Here is a 26,486-nt window from a genome sequence, read left to right on the forward strand (position 1 = left end):
ACGTTTTAAGAAACCGGTAGCTCGATTTGGAAACGACAACCGCCCATATTGGAAGAATCTATCGAGATATGGCCGTTGTGGTCAATCACACTTTTCTGTACGATTGCAAGGCCGATTCCCGATGTGTTGTTGTTTTTCGTGGAATAATACGGTTCGAATACTTTCTGTTTTAGTTCGGGTGAGATTCCGATTCCGTTGTCTTCGATCGAGATGATCGCAACTCTTCGCATAATCTTTCTGCTAATCGAAACGCCGATCAAAATCGAACCCACGTAATCGGGACGTTCTTCCTTTTCTCGTTTTCTTTCGATGGCCTCGATCGAATTTTTAATCAGGTTCGTCAATACTCGAAGCATGATCTTCTGATCTAAAAAAAGCTGAGGAAAGGACTTTGCGATTCTTGTTTCAATTTTGATCTGCGGTGTATGTTCGAAAAGTTTAACGGCTTCCACGATGATCGGTTCTAAGTTTTGATTGATGAGTTTTGGCGCGGGCATTCGAGCAAAATCGGAGAACTCATTTACGAGGTGTTCTAAAACTCGAACCTGTTTTATGATCGTGTCGGTTCCGCTTTCCACAACTTCGTGAAATTGCTCCCAATTTTCGGACTTCATCTTTCTACGAATTCTTTCAGCGGAAAGTTGGATCGGAGTCAGAGGATTTTTGATCTCGTGCGCCATTCTTTGTGCAACTTCTTTCCAAGCCGCGATTCTTTGGCTCTGCATCAGCTCCGCGTTTTTGGATTTGAGATCCTGAACCATCTGATTGAATGAATCAATCAACGCACCGATTTCTCCGGTTTCGCGGATTTCCAAACTGATGTCCGTATCCCCCATTGAAATTTTTTGCGTGGCGTTTGCGAGTTCGATGATGGGCCTTGAGATTCTTCTTGCGAATAGAAGAGAAAAGTAGATCGCGAGTAAAAAGATGGAAACTGTGATGATACTAAATGTTAAACGAATTCGATACGGAAGTTTTTCTTTCGCCAAATCCGCGGAATCGTAATTTCTACGGGTCGAAATGAGAGAATATACGATTTTTTCTTCTCCTTTGTGAATCCGAATACCGGTCTGCAAAATCCGCCTTCCGATCGGAAACGGAACACGGAGAAAAAACATACAATAATCCGGTCGATAACTCGTAAACTCCGTCCAAACCGACGTTTTAGAAAAGGCCTTAAAATCCTTTTCGTACGGTTTGTATTTTAAACCACGATTTTCTAATATAGATTTTTCGTTATCATAAATTCCAACGTAAAACTCGTCGCTCTGAATGAGATTGAGTTGGGAAGCGCCAGCGACCAGAGTTTCAAGGTTCAGCGGATGGATTCTTAAAAAACTCTCCAACAACCTCGTCTTTTCTATGAGGACTTTTTTTTTCGGTTCTTCTTCGTTGCGAATCAGGGATTCACCCGAAGAAAGGGCTTCTTCGATGTCGATTCCATAGAATCGTTCGTAAATTTTTCCGGTGATATTGGAGGAAAGAAAAAGAATCGGAACGGAAGGAAGTAAGGCTACGAAAATAAAAGAAAGAGTCAATCGATAACGAATCGAACTTTTGAGTCTTCCGGTTTCTAAGTTCCTTTTGTTTCTATAGAAATACGAGATTAGAAGGGAAAGAGAGAATAAAGGAATAAAAAAGAAGATATAGACTACGATTCGATCTAAGAATCCGATATCGTCGGTCTGAATGTTCCTCCCTGAAAATTGAATGGCTTCCGCAAGAATTACGGAAAGAAGAATGATCAGACCTAAGATGAGTAAGTCTCTTAGATAATATCTGGTTTCGTCATTCATCGCGAAAAAGAGAGGATATCAGACAAAATCGTTCTTTACGAGATTTGTCAAAGCCTCCAAGGCTTCGTCTTCCTTATCGCCTCGTACCTGAATTGTAAATTCGTTTCCGGGTGCGAGTGCCAACATCATCAACCCCATGATACTTTTGCCGTTTACTTCCACGTCGTCTTTGACCACGGTGATTTCGCACGGAAATTTGGAAGCACAGTTTACGAATACGGATGCCGGTCTCGCGTGCATACCGGTGCCGTTCTCATTGATTTTTAGGAGGATTTCTTTCAACTTTACCCTGCTGTAAATACTGACTTAACTTTTGATTGAATTCTTGCGCGGCGTTTTTGCCCAATTTCCGCAGGCGTTGGTTCATCGCCGCTGTTTCCACAATGATGGGGATGTTTCTTCCTGGACGAACCGGAACTCGAATCAGAGGGATCTGCACTCCTAACAATTCTTCCGTGGGATTTTCCAAACCCGTTCTGTCGAAATCCTTGTCTTCGGCCCATTCTTCCAGATGAATGATGAGTTCGATCAGTTTATGGTCCCGAACGGAACCGATACCAAAGATATCCTTAATATTCAAAATTCCTAATCCACGGATTTCCATGTGATGACGCAAGAGATCGGAACAGGTTCCTATCAGATAACTTTCCGAAAGTCTTCGGATTTCCACCATATCGTCCGCGACAAGACGATGTCCCCTTTCGATGAGTTCGAGCGCGGTCTCGCTTTTCCCAACTCCGCTTTTTCCGGAAAGAAGAATTCCGATTCCGAAAACTTCAATCAACACCCCGTGCCTCATCGTTCTCGGTGCGAGACTTCGATCCAAGATTCCGGAGATAAGAGTGATGAATTTGTGAGTGGAAACGTCCGAGATCATCAAAGGAATTCCGAGACGTTCGCAATTTTCCTGAAAGATCGGCGGAGGCGGATTCCCATGAGTGAAGATGATACAATTGAGATGAAAGCTAAAAAAATCGGCGGCGATTTGTTTTAAATCTTCCGGAGAACGCGAAGTAATGTAAGCCCATTCCCCTTTTCCGAAAATTTGAATTCGGTCGTGCGCGAAACTTTCGTAAAATCCCGTGAGGGAAAGACCGGGGCGATTGATCTCGGACATATTGATCCGATTGGTAAGACCCTTTTCTCCCGCCAAAAGACGAAGCCCTAATTCTTCGTGTTCGTTGAGAATGTTGGAAACGTTGATTCCCGGCATGGACATAGAATTATCTGGACTCCAAAGACTTTACTTTTTTTCTCTGACTTGAAGGAAGAATTTTGAGAATCTTTCTGTATTTGGCGACCGTTCTTCTTGCAATCTCGATCCCTTGTTTCTGAATCGCTTCCACGATTTCCTGATCGGACAAAGGGTTTTCGGGTTGTTCTTCTTTGACAAGATTTCGAATGAGATCGTGGATCTTTTTGGAAGATTCGATCCCACCTTCGCTAGAGCGAACACCGGAGGAAAAAAACCATTTTAATTCTAAAATTCCTCGCGAGGTTTGTACGTATTTGTTGGACGTGATTCTAGAAACGGTAGACTCGTGCATGTCTAACCTTTCCGCTATGTCCTTAAGCGTTAACGGTTTGATAAACTGAATTCCTTTCCGGAAGAATTCGGTCTGCATTTCTATGATGGCGGAAGTGACTTTGAATAGGGTTTGTCTTCTCTGGTTGACAGATCGAATCAACCATTCCGCGGAGCCGAGTTTCGTCGTGATATATTCTTTATCGGAATCCTTTGCGTTTTTTAGAATATTCTTATATTCTTTATTGATCTTGAGCCTGGGGATCCACTCGTCGTTGATGTAGATATCGAATTCTCCGTCCACTTCCCGAACGACTACGTCCGGTATTACGTAGTCGGGTTTGTTTGCCGTGTAGAGTGTGGCCGGATACGGTTCTAATTTTTTGATTTCGGATGCAAGACTTTCGACCGCTTCGAGGGAAAGTTCCATTTTTTTTGAAATCGTTTTGTAATCGAGTTTCTCCAGATCCTTGATATGATCGGCGATCAGAGTATGAAGTTTTGTATCGTCCGGTTTGAGGATCTTTGCTTGGATGAGAAGCGTTTCCTGAACGTCCTTGGCTCCGATTCCGATCGGATCCAGTCTATGAATCTGCCCAAGAATCTTTCGGACTTTTTTTTCATTCAGTTTCATTTCCGCACAAAGGTCTTTGATGGGAACGGAAATAAAACCGTGATCATCCAACATAGAAATGAGAATTTCTCCGATGGAGATCTCGTCCGATTTTAAATTGGAAAGTCGCAGTTGCCAGAGAAGGTGCTCGGAGAGGGAACTTTTTTCGGGAGAAGATTCTATGTATTTTTGATTTCGATCGCTCGCATCGGTTCCTCCGGATCCCGCACGATCGATGGAAAAATTATCCTGCCAGGTGATGTCCGAATTCTTCAGGAAATCATTTTTTTCCTTTCGTTTGAGATCGTCCCTGCTGTAGAGATCGGGAGTTCGATTTCTTTCGGAGGCGTATTCCTCCTCGAGCATCGGGTTTTCGACGAGTTCGGAACTGATTCGGTCCGAAAGTTCGAGCGTGGACAAGGGCAAAAGTTCTATGGACTGTCTTAAGTCCTGGGTCATCACCAGTTTCTGAGTCTGTTTTTGAACTAGTGAATGACTGAGGTTCACAGCGTAAAATCCTCGCCCAAATAAATTCTTCTGGTTTCCGGATCATTGACGAGATCGTGTGTGGAACCGGAGATCAAAATTCTTCCGCTGTACATGATATAGGCGCGATCCGTTATCTTCAACGTTTCTCTTACGTTGTGATCGGTAATGAGAATTCCAAGTCCTCTGTCTTTTAGGGATTGGATTACCGTTTGAATGTCCTTTACCGCGATCGGGTCCACCCCGGCAAACGGTTCGTCTAACAGAATAAAGTCGGGATTGGTAACAAGGGCTCTTGCGATTTCACAACGTCTTCTTTCCCCGCCGGAAAGAGTATAACCTTTCTGGTTGGCGACTCGCATGATCTGCAATTCGATGAGGAGTTCGTCTCTTCTTCGAACGACTTCCGCGCGGGAAAGATCCATCGTTTCTAGAATGGCTTCCAGGTTTTCGGCCACGGTGAGTTTACGAAAGATAGATGCTTCTTGTGCGAGATACCCTACTCCGGATCTTGCACGGATATGCATGGGAGAATCGGTTACGTCCTGTCCGTCGATGTAAACTTTACCGGAGTCCGGTCTTACAAATCCTACGGACATATAGAAAGAAGTGGTCTTACCGGCTCCATTGGGACCGAGTAGTCCGACCACTTCTCCTTTTTTGATATCGAAGCTGGCACCATCCACAACCTTTCTTTTGTTGTAGACCTTGACCAGGTTTTCCATGCGGAAGGTTTTACTCATAATCGTAATTTACTTTCCGGGAACGATTCCATCCGTCAAAAGGGCTCTACCTTCTCTCGGAAAGAATATGATTCTTCCTGCATGAATGTCTCGGCCGTTTTTTTTCAACGTTGGATTTCCCTCAAGATAAACTTTTTCCTCTTTTTCAAAATACGTAGCATATTCTCCCGTGGCGGAAGAATCTTTGCCTTCTATTAGAACATTGCCGCGAATTACGGTTTCATTCTTATCCATAAATCGCTCAAACTCGACTGCGGTCATTGTACTCGTGATCGCGTCCGTTTTTTTATCAAGAAAATCGATTTTTCCGGAATCGGTCAAATGAATGTATTGTTCGTTTTTGAAGTAGTCAAGGACATTCCCGGAGAGGATCAATCGGTTTTCACGATCGAACATCGTGATCTGATTTCTGGCTTCTACTTTTGTGGAATTTTTTCCGTAGCTGATTAACTTTTCAGCGTTCATTTTCATGGTATGTCGATATATGGTGGCGTTTCCGTAAAGACCGACTCTGTTTTCTCCGGTTTCGTCTTTATCGCTGATCAAACGATCTCCTTTAAAAATCGCAATTCGCCTAACTTCCTTTTTTGTTTTTTCTTCAGTCGGTTGTTGTTTCTCTTTTGAATCCTTATTTTCAACCTTTTCGGTATCCATATAATTCTGAAAAAGAATACTTTCTCCCGTAAGTTCGACTCGATTTTCATTCGTATAAAAAGTGAGTTGATTTCCGGTGAGATAACGATCCTTCGCGATGAGAATCGGATGGGGGTCCGTTGTGATCTTGTCTTCGTCTTCTTCAAAGACGGCTTCTTTACAAAGGATCGTGATTTGCGGATGAGCGATGATTACGTTTTCTTTTAAGAGGGTGGTTTTTTTAGCGAGGTTTCTTTCGATAAAGGTTGCCGAGATCACGGTCTTGGTTCCACTTTTGTCCGTGTGAAAGAGTCTGGGACGATCTTTGATATAGATCTTTTCTTCGAGCTTATCGTATTCTCCCGTACCCGCGCGTAACGTGACTCCGTTGTCTCCGTCTTGGATAAACACACCACCTTTTAAGAATCCTTTGAACGCGTCCTTTCCGTAGACTTCGATTTGATTCGCGGAGAGTTTAACCTTTTTGTGTTGGATCCAAGCCCCTCCTTCCAAAATGAACGCGGTGATCTTGAGACCGGAAACCGTTTTATCTTCCTGAGTCAATGCGGAACCGCCCCAAAGAGTGGGAAAACTCGGACCTGCGGTTTTCTTTTCCACGTTTTCGGGAATGCTCAAAAACTTTCTGTCAGCGGTTTCACTCCCGACGAGAAGAGGAGGTTTTACGTTTCCATAATTTTGCATAAACGCAAAACAAAATAGAATCAAAAGCAAAACCTTTCGAATCATTTGGAACCGGCCGCTTTGAGTGGGTTTGTTCCACCTTGAGTAATCGCGGAAGGTCTTAAGATCGTAAATTTGTTTAAGTCCTTATCAGCGCGTAAACCGACACCGTGAATCGTCGTTCCATCCGCGCTTACGGTGACTTCGGAATTGGATTCCAACTTCTTCGTGTCCATATTGTATTCGATCTGTTTTGCGGTAAGAATTTTGTTGTCGTCCGTTCTCAGAAAAATTTTGCCTTCCAGTTTCATCAATCGAGTCTTGTGATTGATTTCCCCTTTTTCACCGATGAGTTTGGATTTGAATTTTCCGTTTTCGAACTGGTCGAAATCGATATTATAGAAGATGGTTTTGTTTTCGTTGACGTAAACATATGATTCTTCCGCTTTGAGTTCCCACTGAAGTTTTCCGTCTTGGTCGTAGGCTTCTCGTTTGAAGTTTCGAATGGAGATGGAGGCTCCGGTTTCCCTTTCTTTTTCCACTCTCTCGTAGTTTGTTTTTTTACAGGTGGAAAGCATGCCCGCGGAAAGTCCGAACAGAATGAGGAAGAATAAAAAATGATTCCGTCTTTCCGTTTGGTGTTCCATAAGAATTCCGATTACGAATGCAATGCAGAAGATAGGATCTCTTTTTTTACGTAACGATCCAATGCGATCATTTCCTTCAGAAGATTTTTGATCTGCGAAAGCGGATACTGAGTCGTTGCATCGGAAAGAGCTTTGTCCGGATCCGGATGTACTTCCATAAAGATTCCTTCGATTCCTAAGGAAACAGCGGAACGAAGAATGCTCGGAATGAATTCCCTCTGGCCGCCGGTGCTATTTCCCGCGGCACCCGGAAGTTGTGCAGAATGAGTCGCGTCAAAAATTACGGGGATATCGAATCCGTGAATGATCGGAACCGCTCTTCCGTCGAAGACAAGATTTCCGTAACCAAAGCTCGTTCCTCGTTCCGTCACGAGAACTTTATCGTTTCCGGATTCTTTCATCTTCACCGCGATATGACGTGTATCTGCGGGAGCTAAGAACTGTCCCTTTTTGACATTTACCCATTTGCCGGTTTTCGCCGATTCCGCGATGAGATCGGTTTGTCTACAGAGAAACGCGGGAATTTGGTAGATGTCTAAGACATCTTTGAGCGGTCCGATTTGGTGAGTTTCGTGGATGTCGGTAAGAACTGGAACGTTGTATTTATTTTTAATATATTCTAAATTCTGAATGCCTTCCGAAAGCCCGGGACCTCTGTACGAATTTACAGAGGAACGGTTTGCTTTGTCAAAACTGCTTTTGAAAATATAAGGAATCTTTAATTCTCCGCAGATTTCGATCATCTCCGCGCAGACCCGATCGAGAAGATCGCGGTTTTCCATCACACAAGGGCCCGAGATCAGAAAGAAAGGCTGGTCTCCACCGATCTTGGCTCCGTTTAGAAATTCTCTTTGCGTGCAGGTATTGTCTTTCATGATTATCCTTTCTTTGAGTATTTCACGGCGGCGCCGATAAATCCAGCGAATAAAGGATGAGGCGCCGTCGGTTTGGATTGGAATTCGGGATGGAACTGAACTCCGATAAACCATTTGTGTTTTGGAATTTCCACGATCTCTACGAGATTATCGTCCGGGGAAGAACCGGAAAGAACCATTCCGTTTTCCTCATATTGTTGCTTGTAACGGTTGGTAAATTCAAACCTGTGTCTATGACGTTCGTGAATGAGCTCCGATTTGTATTCCGCGAAAGCGAGGGTTCCTTTTTTGATCTTGCACGGATAAGAACCGAGTCTCATCGTTCCGCCCATTTGTTCGATGTCGTTTTGTTCTTCTAAGAGCGAGATCACGGGATTTTCCGTGTCTGGTCTGATTTCGGTAGAATTCGCATCCTTCAGACCGAGGACGTTTCTTCCAAACTCAACGACCGCGCATTGCATTCCGAGACAGATTCCAAAGAATGGAATTCCTTGTGTTCTTGCGTATTGGATCGCGAGAATTTTTCCTTCGATTCCGCGATCCCCAAAACCGCCTGGAACCAAAATTCCATGTACGTTTTTGAGCGCGCCGATTACGTTTTCCTTATCCAGATTTTCGGGATCGATTTTTACGAATTCGACTTTTGTTTCGTGGGCGATTCCACCGTGAGAAAGGCTTTCGTAGATCGAGCGATACGCGTCTTGTAAGGAAATGTATTTTCCTACGACCGCAACCTGCACGGTTTGTTTTGTGGTGAGAAGTCCTTTCACCATCGTATCCCAATCTTCAAACTTGGAAGTTCCGATTTCCAGACCCATCGTTTTCAAAACGACTTCGTCCAACTTTTCTTCCTTATACATTTTAGGAATTTCGTATATAGATGTTGAGATGTCGCTCGCGGAAATGACGTTCTCTTCTTTTACGTTGCAAAAAAGGGAAAGTTTGTTTTTCATCTCTTTTGTCATCGGCTGTGATACGCGGCAGACCAAGATATCCGGTTGAATTCCGAGACCGAGTAATTCTTTGACGGAGTGTTGCGTCGGTTTTGTCTTCGCCTCTCCGGCGGCAGTGATCGTTGGAACTAATGTAAGATGAACGAAGAGAACGTTGGAACTTCCGTGTTCGTATCGCATCTGACGAATGGCTTCTAAGAATGGAATGGATTCGATGTCTCCGACGGTCCCGCCGATTTCTACGATGATGAAATCCGGATTCTCTTCCCGAGCGACGATGTACATTCGGTTTCGGATTTCGTTTGTGATATGAGGAACCACCTGAACGGTCCGACCGAGGTAGTCCCCTTTTCTTTCTCTTTGAATTACGGTATTATAAATTTGACCGGTCGAAACCGAATTCTTACGAGTGAGTTTGGAATGGGTAAAACGTTCGTAGTAACCAAGATCCAAATCGGTCTCGGCTCCGTCTGCGGTAACGTACACTTCACCGTGCTGATATGGACTCATGGTTCCCGGATCGATGTTGATGTATGGATCCATCTTTTGGAGGGAAACCGTATATCCTCTACTTTCCAAAAGACATCCCAGAGCCGCAACGGTGACTCCTTTTCCAAGGGAGGAACTCACCCCTCCGGTTACAAAGATAAACTTAGTTCTCGACAACTTCCATTCCCGCCTTTCAGAACAGAGTTTTGGGAGTTTCCAGAAATTCAAACAGGAATTTCTAAGAATTCTGTCTCCAAAAAAATGAGAAGACGAAGTTTTAGAGTTTCAGGATTTTCTCTATCAAAAGTGAAGTGGATTTTCCGGGCACAAAAGGCAAGATCTTGACTTCACCTCCGAATTCTCGAACCAAAGGAGTTTCCGGCAAATCTTCCACTTTATAATCTCCCCCTTTGACGTGAATCGCCGGACGGACCAATCGTAGGAGCTCTAACGGAGTATCTTGGTTGAAAATTGTGACGGCATCCACGAAACGAAGGTTTCCCAGAAGAATCGCTCTGTCTTCTTCAGAAACGACGGGTCTTTGCGAGCCTTTGAGTCTCTTTACCGAAGAATCCCCGTTGAGTCCGATCCAGAGAAAATCGCCCAGTTCTCTCGCTTGAGAAAGATAGGTGAGATGTCCTCGATGAACGAGATCAAAACACCCGTTTGTAAAAACGATTTTTTTAGAATTTCGAATTTGATCGGAAAAGGATGCAACTTCTTCCCAGGGAACGATATGATTTTTCAAATCCATATTCTATCCCGAAAAAGTTCCCATCGATTGAAGAGAAGAATTGAGTTCTTCCGGAGTTACGGTTTCGGCACCGAGTTTTCCGACGACGACTCCCGCGGCGGCATTGGAGACGACACTTGCGTCTAACTCGCTGAGTCCCGCCGCGTGATAGGCAGTGTAAGCGCTGATCACGGTATCCCCCGCTCCTGTGACATCAAAAACTTCTCTTGCGACGGTCGGAATATGAAAGATTTCTTTTTTGGAAGTCAGATATAAACTCATTCCCTTTTCACCTCTCGTGATCATAAGAGAAGGAGAAGAAAGTTTTTCGGTGATTTCTTGAGAGGCTTGAAGAATTTCGGAATCCGTCTCGAGTTTTTTTCCGATCGCCTTCCCAGCTTCATGATGATTGGGCGTGAGAATACTCACACCTTTGTAGAGAAAAAAATGACTTACTTGAGGATCGACCGTGACGATCTTTTTTTTATCGAAGCAGATTTGGGAAATTTCTTGAATGAGTCTCGGAGTCAAGGTTCCCTTATCGTAATCGGAAAGAATGACCGCGTCGGAAGAATCGATTCTATCTAAGAATGCTTCGATGAGAAGATCTTCCTCTTTTTTTGTGATCGGCTTTAATTCTTCTTTGTCGATTCTACAGACTTGTTGATGCCCTGCAATGACACGTGTTTTGAGAATGGTAGGAACCTCTTCGGATTGAAGAAGAAAGTTTTTTTCTCGGTCTGTGTTTTCGTTGGAAAGAAGTTCTAAAAGACTTTTCGCTTTTTCATCTTTTCCGGCTCTTCCGAGGACGACGGATTTCACTCCCAAACTCGATAAATTTTTGACTACGTTTCCGGCACCCCCTAGAGTAATCTTTTCCTTTCGTACCCAAACGACGGGAACGGGGGCTTCCGGAGAGATCCGATTTACTTCGCCGATCAGATATTCATCTAAAATAAAATCACCGATTACGATGATTCTTAAGTATTTTAGTTTTTCAGTGGAAGTGTGAAAACGATTTCGATCCAGATAATACAAATTCTACCATGCCTTTGGATTTTGATTTACGGTTTCTCTCTAAGCCGCTATAGTATCCTTCCCGTGTCAACTACTACTGTCCCTATCTTTCCTTTGCCGGAAATCATTCTATTCCCTGGGACTTACCTGCCTCTCCATATCTTCGAACCCCGCTACAGATTGATGTTGGATTATTGTATGGAATCCGGAGAAGAATTGGCCGTTGCTCCCATTCTTCCCGCGAAATCCAGAGCCCCTTCGAAACATCCGGAAATTGAAACCGTTTTTGGTTGGGGAAAGATCATTCGAAGAGATCCACTTCCCGACGGAAGATCCAATATTCTCTTAGAAGGCAAAGGAATCGCAAAACTGATAGACTATGAAACTGTGGAACCATTTCGGGTTGCTCGTATAGAAAAGATAGAACCTGATTTTGACTATCTGAAAGACGAAAATTTTAAGAAGATTTTTGAAAGACTACTTTTTATGACCAAGAGAATTCTTCTTTCCGAGGGCGCCGGGGAAGACCTCATTCTGAGAATGAACGAACTCATGACGCATCCTTTTCCGATCGATTTTATCGCTTCCATTCTTAATTTTGAATTTTCAAAAAAACAGGAAATTCTCGTAGATCCAAATCCGATGGAGAAAACGAAAATTCTTTTGGAAATAGTGGAAGAGCTCAATTTAAAAGAATGAGTTCTTCTGTTTCTGGAATGGATTGGTAAACTCAACTTTTTTCGATCGAAGATTCAATCCGTCTCTGCTCTTTCTTTCCGATTCTCTTTTTCTTTTTTGATTCTTCCAACGAGAATCTATCTTTTCGGAATTTTTAAATGAATAAGAAAAGATTTTGGTTGTTCCATACGGAGGTCTTTTTGCTTCGGAGATTAAAAAAACTTTCTAAATATTCATTTTTTTATAGGACCTTGACTCGAGAAGAGAAGATCGAGAACCGTCTGAGGTATGGGTTGCTTATTATTAAATTCCGAACAGGAAATTCGTTCCCTTCTGCGCGAGGACAAGACGGACGTTGTTACCTTATTGATACCGGATTCTACCCTTTCTCGTTACGATGAAAGAGAAAGGAGACTACTGCCAAGGAGAGTCCCCGTACTTTTGATGCGATACGGGAAATATTTGAGTTCCGTAAAACGTTTAGGAAAGAAAGCGGGCAAGACTTTATATCAGCCGAGCCCGGGTCATTCTAAAATGAAGCGAGTAAACGTTCGGCTGGGGACTGCAAGTTGGACTCTTTTAGGTGTTCTCGCGCAAGCACATGGCGTGTCCCGCTGTTACCTTTTTAATTATCTTTTGTGGTTGGATGAGGTGGGAGTGGGAAGTTCTATCGTGAATACGATGAATGAGGGAGCTCCCACATTTCACAGGAATTACAGATATATCCTCCACCTCGATTTTCCGGAAAATCGAATTAAACGTAGCCTAGAATGCGAACCCTCCCATCTATTTTCTGTTCTCGATTATCGAGATTGGTTTGATTCCTAAAAAAAGAACGTTTAAAGAACGCAATGATCGCCCAAAGACTATCTTAATTCTAAAACTACTTCATTTCAGAACTGAAATGCCGTCTTGGTATATTGATTCGAGAAAAACGGATTTCAAATTAGAGTATAATAGCATTGAATCTCTCCCTGCAGAATCAAGTCGGTCGCAAAAGAATTCAAAGCAAACTTTAAGGAGTTACTTTTTTAAAAACTCTCCGGGAAGTAACGTATCGATCGATCCACCACTTCATTGAAATCTTATCGATCACCACTCCTCTTGTAGAAGAGGCATGGGAAAATTCTTTATCCGAAATCACGAGCCCAACGTGAGTGATTTTACTTTGATTCGGCGAAGCGGAAAAGAAAATAAGATCTCCTGCTTGAAGATCATCGTGTGCAACGTGTGCCCCTGACTTTGCCTGATCTCTTCCGAGACGAGGAACGATTTTTGCAGGAACTCCTACGCGAGTATCCGTTAAAGAACTAAATGTAAAACCCGAGCAGTCGACACCCTTCTTTGAAGTTCCTCCCCAATAGTAAGGAGTCCCTTGCCATTCCTTTACAACGGAAAGTAGACGAGAAGATTGTAAAACTTCCCAATCCGACTTTCCTGGATTTATAGGGGCGTCCGGCTCGACTTCCGGTACTAAGGGTGGTTCAGGAATATTTTCTTCGAAACCGAATTTTGGCCTATCACCGATCACAATTTCTCCCGCGGAATTTAGCCCGCTATCGAGTGAGCGCGCAGTCGCAATCGAAGTCGTCCAGGAATCTAATGACTTACTTTTTGTCCCCGAGTGTAGAGACTTAAGTTGAGAAAGTAGATCGGACGCAAGCGTATAACGATCATTTGTCGGATTGAAAAATATCGCCTGACGAAAAGCAGAATCCGTTTTTTCAAAAGGTGCGTTCCCCCCTTTTGTTGGAAGCAAACTTAGAATGCGAGAAGCCAGCCGATTTTCAGGAATCCCAACGTATTTTCCCGCTATGAGCGCTCTTCCCCCGGCTAAGATGGAAAAGCCGTCCCAACGAGATTTGAGGGCCGTCGAAAGAAAAACATTCCGAATCTCCTCCCGAATGCCCGCCTGATCCGTTTCTTTTACAAAGAGGGAAACAAGGACAAAATCCTTCTCGGAAAGTTTTTGTTTAGCAAGTGCTGGAATCGCGTCCTCCGATTCCGTAAAGCGCATGCCCGAAAGGGAAACGTAATATTGATTTACGATCAATTCCGCTACTGCGTCCGGAGCCAATCCTTCCATGATCGCCCAAGGAATCGTATTTTTAGTGATTTCCATCACCCGGGGATCTTTGGATTTACTTCCTAATTTTTGAAAGACCGAATTTTTTATAAGAAGTGTCTGTCCGGTTTCAAAATCCTCCTTAAGGAGATCGGAAAAAGGATCGGCAAAAATTTTAGTCTGGAATAGGAAGAGGATAAAAAAATAAAATAGAATCTTATACATAGAAAACTCCTAATATTACAATCACCGAATGAAAAAGTTGAGGTTTACAAATCTCCGCCGTGCATCCATTTTTGAAATTTCTTTCTTGCCAAATACAAAACGAAACTTCCTATAAATGCCAAACCTGCAAACATCCCAAAAAAGGAAGGAAAACTTTCGGTGCTCATGAGTCCACCTAACTTTCCGGTTAAGATTCCTCCGAAAAAACTGGAAATAAACCAGACCCCCATCAAGAATCCCCCCAAATGATTCGGCGCTAATTTTGTTACGAGGGAAAGTCCTACCGGAGAAGTAAACAACTCGCCGATCGTAATGAGCGCAACCATAAGAAGTAGCCAGAGTGCGGAAATTTTATTTCCGCTTTGGAAATCATACGTCGCCGCGACTAAAGTGATATACCCAAGGCTCAATATTAGAAATCCATAGGCGAACCTTGTGGAAGTGTCCGGTTTTAAATTTCTTTTCGCAAGAGCGGTCCAAAACGCGGCGACTAAAGGAGCAAACAGTAAGATCAATAGAGGGTTTAGAGATTGAAATAAGGGGGTCGGAATTTCGTATCCAAAAAGATTACGATCTACGTGTCGATCGATAAATAGATTCATCGAAGAGCCGATTTGTTCAAAAACTCCCCAGAAAATGATCATAAATGTCGCAAAAATAAAGATCACCGCCACCCTCTCCTTTTCTTCTTTGGTCAATGGAATCGGTGTCCATGACTGGTTTAATTGTTTCTTCCTTCCGGGTTCGAATACACTTTTCGGAAAAATTCTCTGACCAAAAAGGAAGATCAAGATTCCGAAAAGAACTCCGAAAGCCGCCACCCCAAAACCATATCCCCAGCCGAAGGCCGCACTAAAATAACCACAAAAGATCGGCCCGAGAAAACCTCCGAGGTTGATTCCCATATAGAAGATCGTAAAACCGGAATCCTTCATGTGATTCTTATTTTCTTCTTCATAGATCCTTCCCATAACCGTAGATATATTCGGTTTAAAAAAGCCGACTCCGATGATGAGTAACGCGAGTCCTAAAAAGAAAAATGGTTTTGTTTCGAATGCAAGACTTAAGTGGCCGAACATCATGAGCGTTGTTCCGAGATAAATCGAAACTTTAAAACCGAGATATCGGTCTGCCAGATAACCTCCGATCAACGGTGTAAGATAGACAAGACCAATGTAATACCCGTAGATATCCTGCGCCACCGCATCTGAATAGTGGAAGACCTTCGTCAAAAATAAAACGAGCAAGGCTCGCATACCGTAGAAACTAAATCGTTCCCAGGTTTCCGTTAGGAAAAGAATGGAAAGAGATTTCGGATGAGAACTTAAAGTTTTGCCCTGGACGTCCATGTCGGTTCCTGAATTTTTTCCTCTAAATTTGCGTAACGTGCGGCGACAAAAAAATAATCCGAGAGTCGGTTCATAAAAATCATCGGTTGAGAAAGAATTTCCAGACCTTCCTCTTTATAGTGGACCATTTCCCTTTCCAATCTTCTGGAAACCGTTCTCGAAATGTGCAAAAAAGAGGATGCTTTTGTTCCACCCGGAAGGATGAATTTTTTTAAAGGGGTTAATTTTTCCTGCATTGAATCGATTTCCTTTTCGAGGAAGAATATATCGTCCTCTAAAATGCAGGATTCTTCTTTTGGCCGAAAACCTGCTAATTCTGAACCGAGTTCAAAGAGTAAATTCTGAATCATTTCCAAGGGAGAATGGAGACTGCTCTCAGAAGATAAAAAGGCTTTTACGACTCCGATTGTGGAATTCAGTTCATCGGCTGTTCCATATAATTCCACTCTACGGTCCGATTTCAGGACCTTGGCTCCGGTTGCTAAGGAGGTCTGACCGAAGTCCCCTTTCTTTGTATAAATTTTCATGGTTTCGAATCCATTCCTGAAATTCCCGTTTCGGGAAAGAGACAAAATACGATCAAAACATTGAGAATACGCGATGGGAAGGAAAGGATTTTTTTAAGAGGAAAAGGAAAAGAGTTGCTTTCAAGGAACGATGCGGTTACTATTTTGACAAAAGTTCCCAAAACTTAAGTTCGGCTCCCTCTGGACAAGACTTTAGGAAAAAAATATAAAAACTTTCACCTCCGTTCCAAACAGAGTGGAAGTTCGCAGTGGATAAACAAAGGCAGATTCTGCCCCAAAACTTCGGCCCGGACGGATCCGGGCAACACGATACAGGGAGGTTGTGACAATGATCATCAATCACAACATAAGTGCGCTCCGTACAAATAATGTACTGAAGAGCGTGAACAAAGAATTGGATAAAACCATGGAGAAACTCTCCACCGGTCAACGAATCAATCGTGCCGGGGACGATGCTCTTGGTTTTGCCATGTCGGAAAAAATGCGGACTCAGATCCGCGGTCTTGCCCAGGCGGAACGAAACGTGATGGACGGGGTTTCTTTCATTCAAGTAACGGAAGGAACTCTCGAACAAGTAAATAACATTTTGCAAAGACTCCGTGAACTTTCCATCCAAACCTCGAACGGTATCTATTCAAATGAGGATAGAAAACTCGTTCAATTGGAAGTCGATCAATTGATCGAAGAAGTGGATCGTATCGGAAAATCCGCAGAATTCAACCGAATCAAACCCCTTTCGGGAGACCATTCCAAACAATCGAATAAGCCCATTCAGCTTCAGGTTGGTCCGAATCAAAATGAAAAGTTGGATATCTTTATCGATTCGATGAACGCAACCGGTCTGCAGTTGATGACAAATGGAAAAAAACAAGCCCTCTCCTCTCCTGCCAGCGCGAACGCGATGATCGGAATTTTGGATACGGCGATTTCCAAAGTGAATCAACAGCGTGCAGATCTCGGAGCCTACTACAATCGCTTGGAAATCACTTCTCAAGGATTACAATCCAGTTATGTGAATATGGTCGCCGCTGAAAGCCGTGTAAGGGACGCGGATATGGCGGAGCAGATCGTTGATTATACGAGAAACCAAATTCTCACTAAAAGTGGTTCTGCGATGTTGGCTCAGGCGAACATGAGACCAGATCAAGTAGTGAAATTGTTAAGCGACCGATTTGGCTGAACGATTTTGATTTGTTTCTGATTCCAAGCCGCCCTTCGGGCGGCTTTTTTGTTTTAAAAACCTTCTACTGATAGAAACCTTCTGTTTCGAAGATTTCTTTCTACTTCTTTCCCTTCGATTCTTTCATCTTAGAATGATCGTGTTCCTTTCCGGAATGTTTCTCTTTTCCTTTCCCGGATTCCTTGTGTTTGGAATGATCGTGTTCCTTTCCGTGTTCCTGGTGTTTATCCATGGAATCTTTGTGGTCCTTGTGATCGCCTTCGTGTTCGTGCGCAGACAATGCGGCCGCCGACAAAAATCCGATTAGGATAAGAATTTGAATTGTCTTTTGAATCATTGTTTTTCCTTCTTTGATCTTTTTTTAGTTTGAGTTCTATTTTCGCTTACAAGAATTTCCGCATTCAATTCCGAGATTTCTCCTTCTTTCTGAAAAAAGTTTTCGACTCCGGGATGTATGATTCCTTTGGGAAGGTGCTTCGTTCCATCGGATTCCGGAATTGAAAAAGAGAGGAAAGCGTTCCCTGTTTCCAGAGTAAGTAGACGGGCGGATAAACCAGCAATTCTAAAAGAAAGCTAGTTGCAAGTCCTCCGACCATCGGAGCCGCGATCCGCTTCATAACGTCAGAACCGGTGCTTTGAGACCATAGGATCGGCATCAAACCGAGCATCGCCGCAAGAACGGTCATGATTTTCGGACGCACTCGGTGTACTGCTCCATGCAAGACTGCGTCGATCCATTCTTCTCTGTTTCGAAGTTTTCCTTTTTTTACTGCGTCCTCGTAGGAAAGGTCCAAGTAGAGAAGCATAAAAACTCCAGTCTCCGCATCCAATCCCATGAGCGCGATCATTCCGACCCAAACAGCAACAGAAACGTGATAGCCGAGAATGAACAAAAGTCCGATCGCTCCGATCAAGGAAAAAGGGACCGCAAGTAAGATGATCAAAGTTTTTGCGTAGGATTTTGTATTCGCATACAATAATAGGAATATTATAAATATCGTAAGTGGAATTACGTATTTCATTCTCTCCCGAACACGAATCATATTCTCGTATTGACCGCTCCATTCTATGGAATACCCGCTCGGAAGAAGAATTTTTTCGGAGACTATTTTTTTGGCAAGATCCACGTAACCGCCGATATCAGTTGTGGCGGGATCCACGTAGATATATCCGACTAAAAATCCGTTTTCATCTCGGATCATTGATGGTCCGGTTTTAACTCGGATATCGGCTATTTCGCTTAACGGAATATGTCCAAAGGTGGTCGTTGGAACCAAGATCGTTTTCATTCTTTCTACGGAATCTCTCAATTCTCTCGGATAACGAAGATTCACCGAAAATCGTTCTCTTCCCTCTATGGTTTGTGTAATCGATTCTCCTCCGATTGCGGAAACAACGATCTGTTGGGCGGTGTCGACCGATATATTATATCTTGCTAAACTAGGTCGTTTTAATTCGACATCGAGATAATAACCTCCAGCGGTCCTTTCGGCAAAAACACTTCTTGTATCCGGAACCGTTTTGAGAATCGATTCGATGGAAACTCCAATTCTTTCGATTTCTTCCAGTGAAGTTCCTAGAACTTTGATTCCGATCGGCGTTCTCATTCCCGTGCTCAACATATCGATTCTTGCTTTGATCGGCATCGTCCAGGCATTGGTCGCTCCGGGAAATTGCATCTCCTCATTGAGAATAGCAACCAATTCTTCTTTATTGATTCTTTCGGAGAAGAATGGAATAAATGGCCATTGTAGAATGCGAGGCCATGAAGAATAGAATCGATTCGCTTTTCTCCATTCTTCTTTCGGATGTAGAAGTATGACGGTTTCCATCATCGAAAACGGAGCCGAGTCGGTTGCGGTTTCGGATCGACCCGATTTCCCGAAAACACTTTTGATTTCAGGAATTGCTTTTAATTTTTTATCCATCGACGACAGTAATTTTTCCGCCTCTGCAACGCCGATTCCGGGTAACGTGGTAGGCATATACAAAAGAGATTCTTCGTCCAAAGGCGGCATGAACTCGGACCCAAGGCGAAGATAAACTGGAATCGTAAGAAGAACCAAGATTATTGAAGAGAGAATTGTGATTTTCGGGTTGTGTAATACCCAGCGGCAGGCGGGCTCGTAAAGTCGAAATAGAATTCGACTCACCGGGTGTTTTTCTTCCGGATAGTATTTTCCTACGAAAAGACTCGTTGCCATCTTAGAAATAAATGCGTTCTTAAAAACAAACGGATCCATTCTTGTAAAAAGCATTCGAAAGGCGGGATCCAAAGTGATCGCAAGCAAAGCCGCGACCGCCATCGCAATGTTTTTTGAATATGCTAAAGGTTTAAATAACCTTCCCTCTTGATCCACGAGCGCGAATACGGGAAAGAACGCGACGGCGATCACGAGCAAAGAAAAGAAAACGGAAGGTCCCACTTCCAAAAGCGCTTCCAATCGAACTTTATGATAGTCTCCGATTCTTCCCGAAGTTTCCCATTCTTCCAATTTTTTATACGCGTTTTCCACTTCCACAATCGCTCCGTCGACGAGGACTCCTATGGAGATCGCCATTCCCGAAAGAGACATGAGGTTTGCGTTTAAATCCAATAAGTACATCGGAATAAACGTAATCAAAACGCTGATTGGAATCGTAAGGATCGGAATGATAGCCGACGGAAAATGCCAGAGAAACAAAAGAATCACAGCGGATACGATCAACATCTCTTCGATCAACTTCCACCGTAGCGTGGAAAGCGCGTTTTTGATCAGTTCGGAGCGATCGTAGGTCGTGATGAATTCCGTTCCATTCGGAAGATTCTTTTGAATGGATTCAATTTTAGTTTTCAGTCTTTCGATGACGTTTAACGCATTCTCTCCGTGTCGCATAACGATCGTTCCCGCGACAACATCCCCTTCTCCGTTCCAATCCGTGATTCCGCGTCTGATATCGGGACCGAAGGAAACGGTCGCTACATTCTTTAGGAGAATCGGAGTACCATTGAGGTCCGTTCCAAGAGAGACGTTCTCGATGTCCTCGATCGATGAAATATATCCTCTTCCTCGAATCATGAATTCCGCTCCGGAGAGTTCGACCAGCCTGCCGCCGGTTTCCTGATTACTTTCCCGTATTTTACGGACCAGGGTTTCAAAATCAATATTATAGGAACGTAAAGCATTCGGCTGAAGAGTGATCTGATATTGTTTTTTAAAGCCGCCGATTGACGCAACTTCGGAAACGCCCGGTACCGCGTTGAGCAAATATTTCAGTTTGAAATCCTGATAGGTTCGAAGATCCGAAAACGAGGACATTCCGGTACGATCTCTCAGCGCATATTGATATACCCAACCCACCGAACTCGCGTCCGGTCCCAATTCTATCTTTACTCCGGAAGGAAGGCTCGCTTGGATCCGCGTTAAATATTCGAGCACGCGGGATCTTGCCCAATAGATATCCGTTCCATCTTGAAAGATCACATAAACATAGGAAAATCCAAAATCTGAAAAACCTCGAACCGCCTTGATCTTAGGAGCTCCCAGAAGATAAGTGATGATCGGATAAGTGACTTGATCTTCTAAGATATCGGGGCTTCGATCCCAACGGGAATATACGATTACCTGCGTATCCGAAAGATCCGGGATCGCGTCCAACGGAATATTCCTTAAGGAAACGAATGACCCAACAAGAAGGCCGATCGTAAGCAAAAGAATTAGAAATTTATGATTTACTGAAAAACGAATGATGTTCTGAATCATGACGACCTCAATGTTTGTGTAAACTGGAGCCAAAGCGGATTCTAGCTTCGGAATCGATTAGGAACGTGGATTCGGAGACAACCTTTTCTCCTTCCTGCAATCCTTCTCTAATTTCCGTCCATTCGCCGACGTTTAAACCGGTCTTAACGAATGTAGCCGCAAAACGATCCGGACCTTTTTGCACGTAGACCATTTTGTGAATTCCCGTATCCAAAACGGCGGACGTTGAAACGCTCAGGATTTGTTTTAGAGGAATCTGAATTTCCAAGTCCCCGAACATCTGTGGTCGAAGTCTTTGTTCCTTGTCGAAAACTTCGCTCCGTAGGCGGAGGGTCCTGCTGTTCTTATCCAAAATCGTATCGATACTTTTGATAACGCCGGGGAAATTTACGTCCGGATATACATTGGTTTTAAACATAATTTTTAAACCGACACGCACAGCGGATAAATCGGATTCGTAGATCTGGGAATAAATATGCGCTCGTCCGAACTTCCCGCCTAAAATCAATTCGGAGGGATCTCGTTTTCCGGATGTCCAGAGTCGAATCTGATCGGAGGAAAGACCTAACTGACGCAGACGAATCTGGAGGTTCTGTCCGACGAGGGAAGATCCTGGATCGGAAAAGAATTCCCGGGAACGAAGCAATTCTTTGTACTCCGTAATGGCAGTGTAAAGCTCCGGGTCATAGGCCACGGTGGAATACGCGGAGACATTTTTTGTAAGGTCCCTTTTTAAAACGGATTCCGTTCGAATGCCGATCGACTGCTGTTTTTCTAAGGAAAGGGGAAACTCCTGTGAGTTTTTTTCGGAGGATTGATTTTCTGATTTTTGAGTGTCGAAAGAATTTTGTCCTTTCGTTGAATCCGATTCGGAAGGAGAAACGCGCACACTCGATTGATCCGAGCCGTTTTGGTTGTGTTTCTCGTGTTCGTCTTTAGACTTTTTGACAAGATCCATATTACAAATCGGGCATGTACCAGGACGATCCGAAATATAAGTCGGATGCATCGGACAATAATAAATTTCCTTTTCTTTGGCGCAGTTCCAAACCAAGGTGAAAAGTAGAAGAATGGAGATCGTCACACGAAACGGAAACTTCATAATCGACCTCCTTCTTCTCCGTGACCGGAGTGTGTTCCGTCGTCCGGATTCGGATGAATTTGGCTTAAGATTTGAAGAATATTTATGATCGATTCGTGTTTCCTTTCGATCAAATCTTCCTTTCGAATTCGAGCCTGGATCACTTCGACCTGAGTTGATAGAATATCCAGAGGGCTCGCTTTTCCAGGAACATAGAGAGAAGCGTTTGCGCGAACCGCTCTTTCCAACTCGGGGATAAGCTTTTTTTGAAGAATTTCGATTTGTGTTCCGTAACCACGGATGAGCTCGAAGTTTCGATTCAAATCCGAGATCACTTGCATCTTTACTTTCTCCGCGGATTCTTTACCCGCGTCCGCTTCCCTCTCATACTGGCCCGTAATACTTTCCCATTTGAGCGCGGACCAAACGGGAATTCTCATATTGACTCCGAAGCTAAAAAGATCTCCTCTGTATTCGGTCGTATCCATAATTCTATAATCGAGTGGACCGCGATCGATCGAGAAATTCTGGTTTCGTCGATTCATATAAGAAACAAAAACTTCCGTTTGAGGAAGAAGAGAAAGTTTGCTCAACTTCGCGGATTCTTTTAGCCTTTTTTCTTCGGTGAGAAAGGATCTGTAATCCGGATTCGCGCGGGCGGCGGATTCAAAAGAATTAGCAAAACTTAAAATTTTAGATTCATTTTCCTTGAAGTAACGATCGAGATCGAGAGAAGAAAAATCCTCGAAAGAAAGTTTATCCTGGATTCGAAAGTAACTCAACTGAGAGAAAAGGTCTCTGAGATTCGTATTATACACTGTTTCTTTTTCGAATGATTCCGTTTTGGCGATAGAAGCCTTGATACTTCCGGCAAGGGAAACATTTCCGGAAGAGTAATAACTTTCGGAAATGTTCTTTTGCGAGGAAAGAATTTGTACTATTTTAGAATTCAATTCTTTTTTGTTTTGAAGTCTTTGAAACCGATTGAGCTTGGAAAGAAAATCTCCCAAGAGACGATTGATGCCCGAAAGATATCGAAAGCCGGCCTCTTTCTCCATATAGATGGAAATTTTCTGTTCGGAACCGAGTTTTCCGGGAAATGGGAATTCTTGCGAAAGAGAAAATTCTACGCCCGTCATGGTCGGCGTATCCAAAGGACGGTCATTGAGCGAATAACCGTTCCGAGTGGGAAAGTTACGGTAGGCCACGCCAATTTTTGGATCCGGAAGAATTCCAGTGGCATCCGAATGCGACTGATGTGCGTGAGTCAAATGACCGAGCGATTTCGCTTCCGGATGTTCCTTCGCGACAAGCTCCAAAATCGAACGAACGTCTTTTCCTTCCGCAAAAATCGAATAAGAAAAAAAGTATATAAGAATTGTATAATAAATTTGTAAAGAACTCATAGGTTCCTCCTATTTTTTAAAAAAGAAGAAGTATGAGTCGGATTAAATTAGAAAAACTTGAAGAACGGAGATTGGCTTTTTGAGATCGGAAAGAAAAACTGTCTTACAACGGTTTTTGTCGAAAGTTTGCCCCATAGGATTCAGAATCGATTCCATCGGCATCAAAAAAAGAACGAGAATTACATTCGGTGAAAAAAACTTTTGGATTTCGATTCGAAACTCGAGAGAAGAATCCGCTTTTACAACTTCAGAAGAACAACAAGGTGAGGAAGAATCGGAAGAAGTCGGGCTCGAAGATTCTCTATGACAAGGTGGAACTGAATCAGAAGATACGGTCTGGACCCAATTCGAAATACCGATCGGACATGTGCCAGAAAGATTCATCGAGGACGCGCAAAGGAGATTCAATGCGATTCCAAAGAGGAAAAGTCCCCCGCTCCATCTACGAATCGATTCCATATTGAATCTTAGACTTTGAAAGAACGGAATTGGAAAGAAAAAAAGCCCGGAGATTCTTATCGAACACCCGGGCTTCAGAGTCGTACGGCGATTTATAACGGGAATTATAAATCCATTTCAGATATCGTTCTTTTCCGGCGATTGCTTAACTCTTCCGGCTGAAATTAAAATCTCTCAGCCGGAAGAAACGGTTACTTCAGAAGCTGGAGAACCGTTTGCGGTTTCATATTGGCCTGAGCCAGCATTGCGGTAGCGGCCTGAGTCAGGATCTGATAACGCGTAAAGCTGGTCATTTGCTCAGCCATATCGGTGTCACGGATTCTGGATTCCGCGGCTTGGATGTTCTCATAAGCGTTCATGAGTCCCTTAGCGGCGTGTTCCAGACGGTTGTAATACGCACCTAAGTCCGCTCTCTGTTTAGAGATGGAACGAAGCGCGTCATCAGCCAATCCGATCACTGAGTTAGCCTTGCCGGCAGTAGAAAGAGAAATAAACGTTAAAACGGTCGGGTTTCTAAGACCCAATGCCGCCGTATTCATCGTTTCAATGTAAACTCTTTCTCTCTGGTGCATGTTTGCACCCATGTGAAACCACATACTCGCAGTCGGATTCAACCTAGCGAAAGCTCCCGTAAGGAGTTTCATTTTGTTGAATTCGGCTTGAGAAGCGATCCGGTCGATCTCATCGACCAACTGGGAAACTTCCACTTGGATCTGTTGTCTGTCTTCTTCGGTATAAATACCGTTTGCAGCCTGAACAGCCAATACGCGGATTCTTTGAACGATCTCATGAGTTTCCTGGAGATATCCTTCAGTAGTCTGGATCAGAGACATACCATCTTCAGTGTTCATTTCCGCTCTTCTGAGGCCCAGAATCTGGGTTCTCATTTTTTCGGACACTGCAAGACCGGAAGCGTCGTCACCTGCACGGTTGATTCTCATTCCGGAGGACAACTTCTCGATGTCCTTACCCATGTTTTCGCTATTGAACTTCAATGTTCTGTGTGCGAAAATGGCACTGATATTATGGTTGATAATCATTCGGTTCCTCCTTGAATCCGATTCCCTAACTTAGGGGGTAATGATTTTTCAAAGGTCTTCCTTGACCTTTTCAAAGAATCAATCGACCCTTCTGAGAAATCCGATAACGGTCTTTTTTAGAGGATTCGAAGATAAAAATATCTTCCTCATAAAACCTACTATGTCCCTGAATGCCGCCAATGGAAAGGCGTTCGGTGAGTTAACACGGGTCCTTCGAACGACCATATAAGCGAGACGTCCTGAGTTCAGAGAGTGTTTCAGCCAAAGATAGCGGAGATTTATCATGCGGCCCATCGGAGGTAGAATTGAGTTTTATCGAAGGCTCACAACGAACTTGTAAAACAGGCGCTTATCCCGAACCATGAAGAAACGGAGAACGTTTCGTCTTTTCCTTCTTTGCATTGGAAAAACGAGATATGTGAGGATTTTTTTTGATTCTTTGCCTGCTGGCTGTTTCGAAGAATGGTAATCGAACGGAGAAATCATGTTAGAAAAGATCTATTTAGCCAACCCCAGAGGATTTTGCGCCGGTGTGAAGTATGCGATCTCTTATGTGGAGCAGGTGCAAGCGAACGCGGCGGAACAAATCTACGTTCGAAAAGAGATCGTTCACAACCGAAGAGTTGTGGAAGACATGAAGAAAAGAGGAATTTTATTTATCAACGAATTAGAAGAAGCCCCGGACGGCGCTACGGTCGTATTCTCCGCCCACGGCGTCGCGCCTTCCGTTGTCGAAGCGGCCAAAAATCGCGGAATGAAGATCGGAGACGCGACCTGCCCGCTCGTGACTCGGGTACATCGTAAGGCAAGAAGAATCAAGGATACACATCAGATCATCTATATCGGACACGAAGGCCACGACGAGGCGATCGGGACGATGGGAGAAGCCGATATGTTTCTCGTAGAATCACCGGAAGACGTGATTCAACTCAAGGATAAAATCGATCCGAAAAAACCGCTTACCTATTTGATGCAAACCACATTGTCCGTCGCTGATACTCGAAACGTCGTGGATCAAATATCGAAGACATTTCCCTTTGTGGAACATCCCGCAAAGGATGACATTTGTTACGCGACAACCGAAAGACAGGAAGCCGTTTCCGAAATGATGAATCAAATTGATGCGATGCTCGTGATCGGAGCGGATAACAGCTCTAACTCATTGCGACTTTTACAACTCGCTCAAAAATCAAAACCGCATTCCTTTAAAGTGACCGGAGCGGACGACCTTTCCAAAGAGTATATTCAAAATAATGAAATTAGGATTCTTGGTTTGACCGCAGGTGCTTCCACACCGCAGGTTCTCGTCGACGAAATCATTTCCAAATTAAAAACATTTTATCCGGATGCTACCGTAGATTTATTTCCAGGTTCAAGGGAAGATTCTATGAATTTCAAGCTTCCTACGAACCTCCTCTCCTGATTGGAAATAAGTTTTTAAGTGACATAGCTGTTCCGTTCTTCCGAACGGTCCAGACTGTTTATCCCTTAAAGGGGTCGCCTTTGTTACATGAAAACTCGTAATTTTAGTATTTTTTACTT

General features: G+C 43.6%; 24 protein-coding genes. 4 read left to right on the forward strand and 20 right to left on the reverse strand.

The genetic code is table 11. The features are described from left to right. Positions 1-5: 5 nt before the first annotated feature. The 11 genes from DLM75_RS08430 to rfaE1 form a co-directional block, all read right to left on the reverse strand. Positions 6-1,796 carry an LIC_11548 family sensor histidine kinase gene (locus tag DLM75_RS08430; protein ID WP_118968096.1) on the reverse strand — a complete coding sequence of 597 codons (1,791 nt, stop codon included), beginning with the start codon at positions 1,794-1,796 and terminating at the stop codon, positions 6-8. A gap of 18 nt (positions 1,797-1,814) precedes the next feature. Further along, the gene (locus DLM75_RS08435; protein WP_118968097.1) at positions 1,815-2,078 is read right to left on the reverse strand and encodes an HPr family phosphocarrier protein; all 264 of its coding nucleotides are present in this window, start codon (positions 2,076-2,078) and stop codon (positions 1,815-1,817) included. Continuing rightward, positions 2,050-3,015, reverse strand: coding sequence for an HPr(Ser) kinase/phosphatase (gene hprK, locus DLM75_RS08440; protein ID WP_118968098.1), 966 nt, complete (start codon positions 3,013-3,015; stop codon positions 2,050-2,052). Before hprK ends, DLM75_RS08435 begins: the two co-directional genes overlap by 29 nt. 4 nt (positions 3,016-3,019) lie before the next feature. Continuing rightward, complete coding sequence (rpoN, locus tag DLM75_RS08445) at positions 3,020-4,441, reverse strand: RNA polymerase factor sigma-54 (protein ID WP_118968099.1); 1,422 nt, start codon at positions 4,439-4,441, stop codon at positions 3,020-3,022. Further along, positions 4,438-5,163, reverse strand: coding sequence for an LPS export ABC transporter ATP-binding protein (gene lptB, locus DLM75_RS08450; RefSeq protein ID WP_167731740.1), 726 nt, complete (start codon positions 5,161-5,163; stop codon positions 4,438-4,440). Before lptB ends, rpoN begins: the two co-directional genes overlap by 4 nt. Before the next feature lie 9 nt (positions 5,164-5,172). After that, a complete protein-coding gene (locus tag DLM75_RS08455) occupies positions 5,173-6,543 on the reverse strand; it encodes an LptA/OstA family protein (RefSeq protein WP_118968101.1) in 1,371 nt (456 codons plus the stop codon). Next, positions 6,540-7,124, reverse strand: a complete 585-nt coding sequence (lptC, locus tag DLM75_RS08460) for an LPS export ABC transporter periplasmic protein LptC (RefSeq protein ID WP_118968102.1) — start codon at positions 7,122-7,124, stop codon at positions 6,540-6,542. Before lptC ends, DLM75_RS08455 begins: the two co-directional genes overlap by 4 nt. An 11-nt stretch (positions 7,125-7,135) precedes the next feature. Continuing rightward, on the reverse strand, positions 7,136-7,999 hold the full coding sequence (gene kdsA, locus DLM75_RS08465; RefSeq protein ID WP_118968103.1) for a 3-deoxy-8-phosphooctulonate synthase: 864 nt from the start codon (positions 7,997-7,999) through the stop codon (positions 7,136-7,138). 2 nt (positions 8,000-8,001) lie between these two features. Beyond that, positions 8,002-9,618, reverse strand: a complete 1,617-nt coding sequence (pyrG, locus tag DLM75_RS08470) for a CTP synthase (RefSeq protein ID WP_118968561.1) — start codon at positions 9,616-9,618, stop codon at positions 8,002-8,004. A gap of 100 nt (positions 9,619-9,718) precedes the next feature. After that, positions 9,719-10,195, reverse strand: coding sequence for a D-glycero-beta-D-manno-heptose 1-phosphate adenylyltransferase (gene rfaE2, locus DLM75_RS08475; protein ID WP_118968104.1), 477 nt, complete (start codon positions 10,193-10,195; stop codon positions 9,719-9,721). 3 nt (positions 10,196-10,198) lie between these two features. After that, positions 10,199-11,212, reverse strand: coding sequence for a D-glycero-beta-D-manno-heptose-7-phosphate kinase (gene rfaE1 / locus DLM75_RS08480; protein ID WP_118968105.1), 1,014 nt, complete (start codon positions 11,210-11,212; stop codon positions 10,199-10,201). Between the two features lie 54 nt (positions 11,213-11,266). Here rfaE1 and DLM75_RS08485 point away from each other — a divergent pair, with 54 nt between their 5' ends. Both DLM75_RS08485 and DLM75_RS08490 read left to right on the forward strand, forming a co-directional pair. After that, positions 11,267-11,890 carry an LON peptidase substrate-binding domain-containing protein gene (locus tag DLM75_RS08485; RefSeq protein ID WP_118968562.1) on the forward strand — a complete coding sequence of 208 codons (624 nt, stop codon included), beginning with the start codon at positions 11,267-11,269 and terminating at the stop codon, positions 11,888-11,890. A gap of 267 nt (positions 11,891-12,157) precedes the next feature. Further along, positions 12,158-12,697 carry a DUF1564 domain-containing protein gene (locus tag DLM75_RS08490; protein WP_118968106.1) on the forward strand — a complete coding sequence of 180 codons (540 nt, stop codon included), beginning with the start codon at positions 12,158-12,160 and terminating at the stop codon, positions 12,695-12,697. A 187-nt stretch (positions 12,698-12,884) separates the two neighbouring features. Here the strand turns inward: DLM75_RS08490 and DLM75_RS08495 are convergent, their stop codons facing one another. The 3 genes from DLM75_RS08495 to DLM75_RS08505 are packed head-to-tail and all read right to left on the reverse strand — an operon-like array spanning position 12,885 to position 16,035. Then, a complete protein-coding gene (locus tag DLM75_RS08495; RefSeq protein ID WP_118968107.1) occupies positions 12,885-14,159 on the reverse strand; it encodes a C40 family peptidase in 1,275 nt (424 codons plus the stop codon). 44 nt (positions 14,160-14,203) lie between these two features. Beyond that, complete coding sequence (locus tag DLM75_RS08500; RefSeq protein ID WP_118968108.1) at positions 14,204-15,508, reverse strand: peptide MFS transporter; 1,305 nt, start codon at positions 15,506-15,508, stop codon at positions 14,204-14,206. Then, positions 15,484-16,035, reverse strand: a complete 552-nt coding sequence (locus DLM75_RS08505) for a cob(I)yrinic acid a,c-diamide adenosyltransferase (RefSeq protein WP_118968109.1) — start codon at positions 16,033-16,035, stop codon at positions 15,484-15,486. Before DLM75_RS08505 ends, DLM75_RS08500 begins: the two co-directional genes overlap by 25 nt. Before the next feature lie 328 nt (positions 16,036-16,363). On the opposite strand from DLM75_RS08505, the gene DLM75_RS08515 reads away from it, so the two are divergent. Further along, positions 16,364-17,215 (forward strand): flagellin N-terminal helical domain-containing protein, encoded by an 852-nt coding sequence (locus tag DLM75_RS08515; RefSeq protein WP_069607337.1) that lies wholly within the window; start codon positions 16,364-16,366, stop codon positions 17,213-17,215. 100 nt (positions 17,216-17,315) lie between these two features. On the opposite strand, the gene DLM75_RS08520 is transcribed toward DLM75_RS08515, so the two are convergent. The 6 genes from DLM75_RS08520 to DLM75_RS08545 form a co-directional block, all read right to left on the reverse strand. Further along, the gene (locus tag DLM75_RS08520) at positions 17,316-17,552 is read right to left on the reverse strand and encodes a hypothetical protein (RefSeq protein ID WP_118968110.1); all 237 of its coding nucleotides are present in this window, start codon (positions 17,550-17,552) and stop codon (positions 17,316-17,318) included. Between the two features lie 64 nt (positions 17,553-17,616). Then, the gene (locus DLM75_RS08525; RefSeq protein WP_118968563.1) at positions 17,617-20,958 is read right to left on the reverse strand and encodes an efflux RND transporter permease subunit; all 3,342 of its coding nucleotides are present in this window, start codon (positions 20,956-20,958) and stop codon (positions 17,617-17,619) included. A gap of 7 nt (positions 20,959-20,965) precedes the next feature. Beyond that, positions 20,966-22,060 (reverse strand): heavy metal-binding domain-containing protein, encoded by a 1,095-nt coding sequence (locus tag DLM75_RS08530; RefSeq protein ID WP_118968111.1) that lies wholly within the window; start codon positions 22,058-22,060, stop codon positions 20,966-20,968. Further along, positions 22,057-23,445 (reverse strand): TolC family protein, encoded by a 1,389-nt coding sequence (locus DLM75_RS08535; protein ID WP_118968112.1) that lies wholly within the window; start codon positions 23,443-23,445, stop codon positions 22,057-22,059. The genes DLM75_RS08530 and DLM75_RS08535 overlap by 4 nt, the downstream gene beginning before the upstream one ends. Before the next feature lie 42 nt (positions 23,446-23,487). Beyond that, positions 23,488-23,904, reverse strand: coding sequence for a hypothetical protein (locus DLM75_RS08540; protein ID WP_118968113.1), 417 nt, complete (start codon positions 23,902-23,904; stop codon positions 23,488-23,490). A 191-nt stretch (positions 23,905-24,095) separates the two neighbouring features. Next, the gene (locus DLM75_RS08545; protein ID WP_002176528.1) at positions 24,096-24,944 is read right to left on the reverse strand and encodes a flagellin N-terminal helical domain-containing protein; all 849 of its coding nucleotides are present in this window, start codon (positions 24,942-24,944) and stop codon (positions 24,096-24,098) included. Positions 24,945-25,428: 484 nt separating this feature from the next. Between DLM75_RS08545 and ispH the strand changes: the two genes are divergently transcribed. Then, positions 25,429-26,367, forward strand: coding sequence for a 4-hydroxy-3-methylbut-2-enyl diphosphate reductase (gene ispH, locus DLM75_RS08550; protein ID WP_118968114.1), 939 nt, complete (start codon positions 25,429-25,431; stop codon positions 26,365-26,367). The last annotated feature ends 119 nt before the right edge of the window (positions 26,368-26,486 follow it).

Origin of the sequence: Leptospira stimsonii, from assembly GCF_003545885.1 — a bacterium.
GTDB lineage: Bacteria > Spirochaetota > Leptospiria > Leptospirales > Leptospiraceae > Leptospira > Leptospira stimsonii.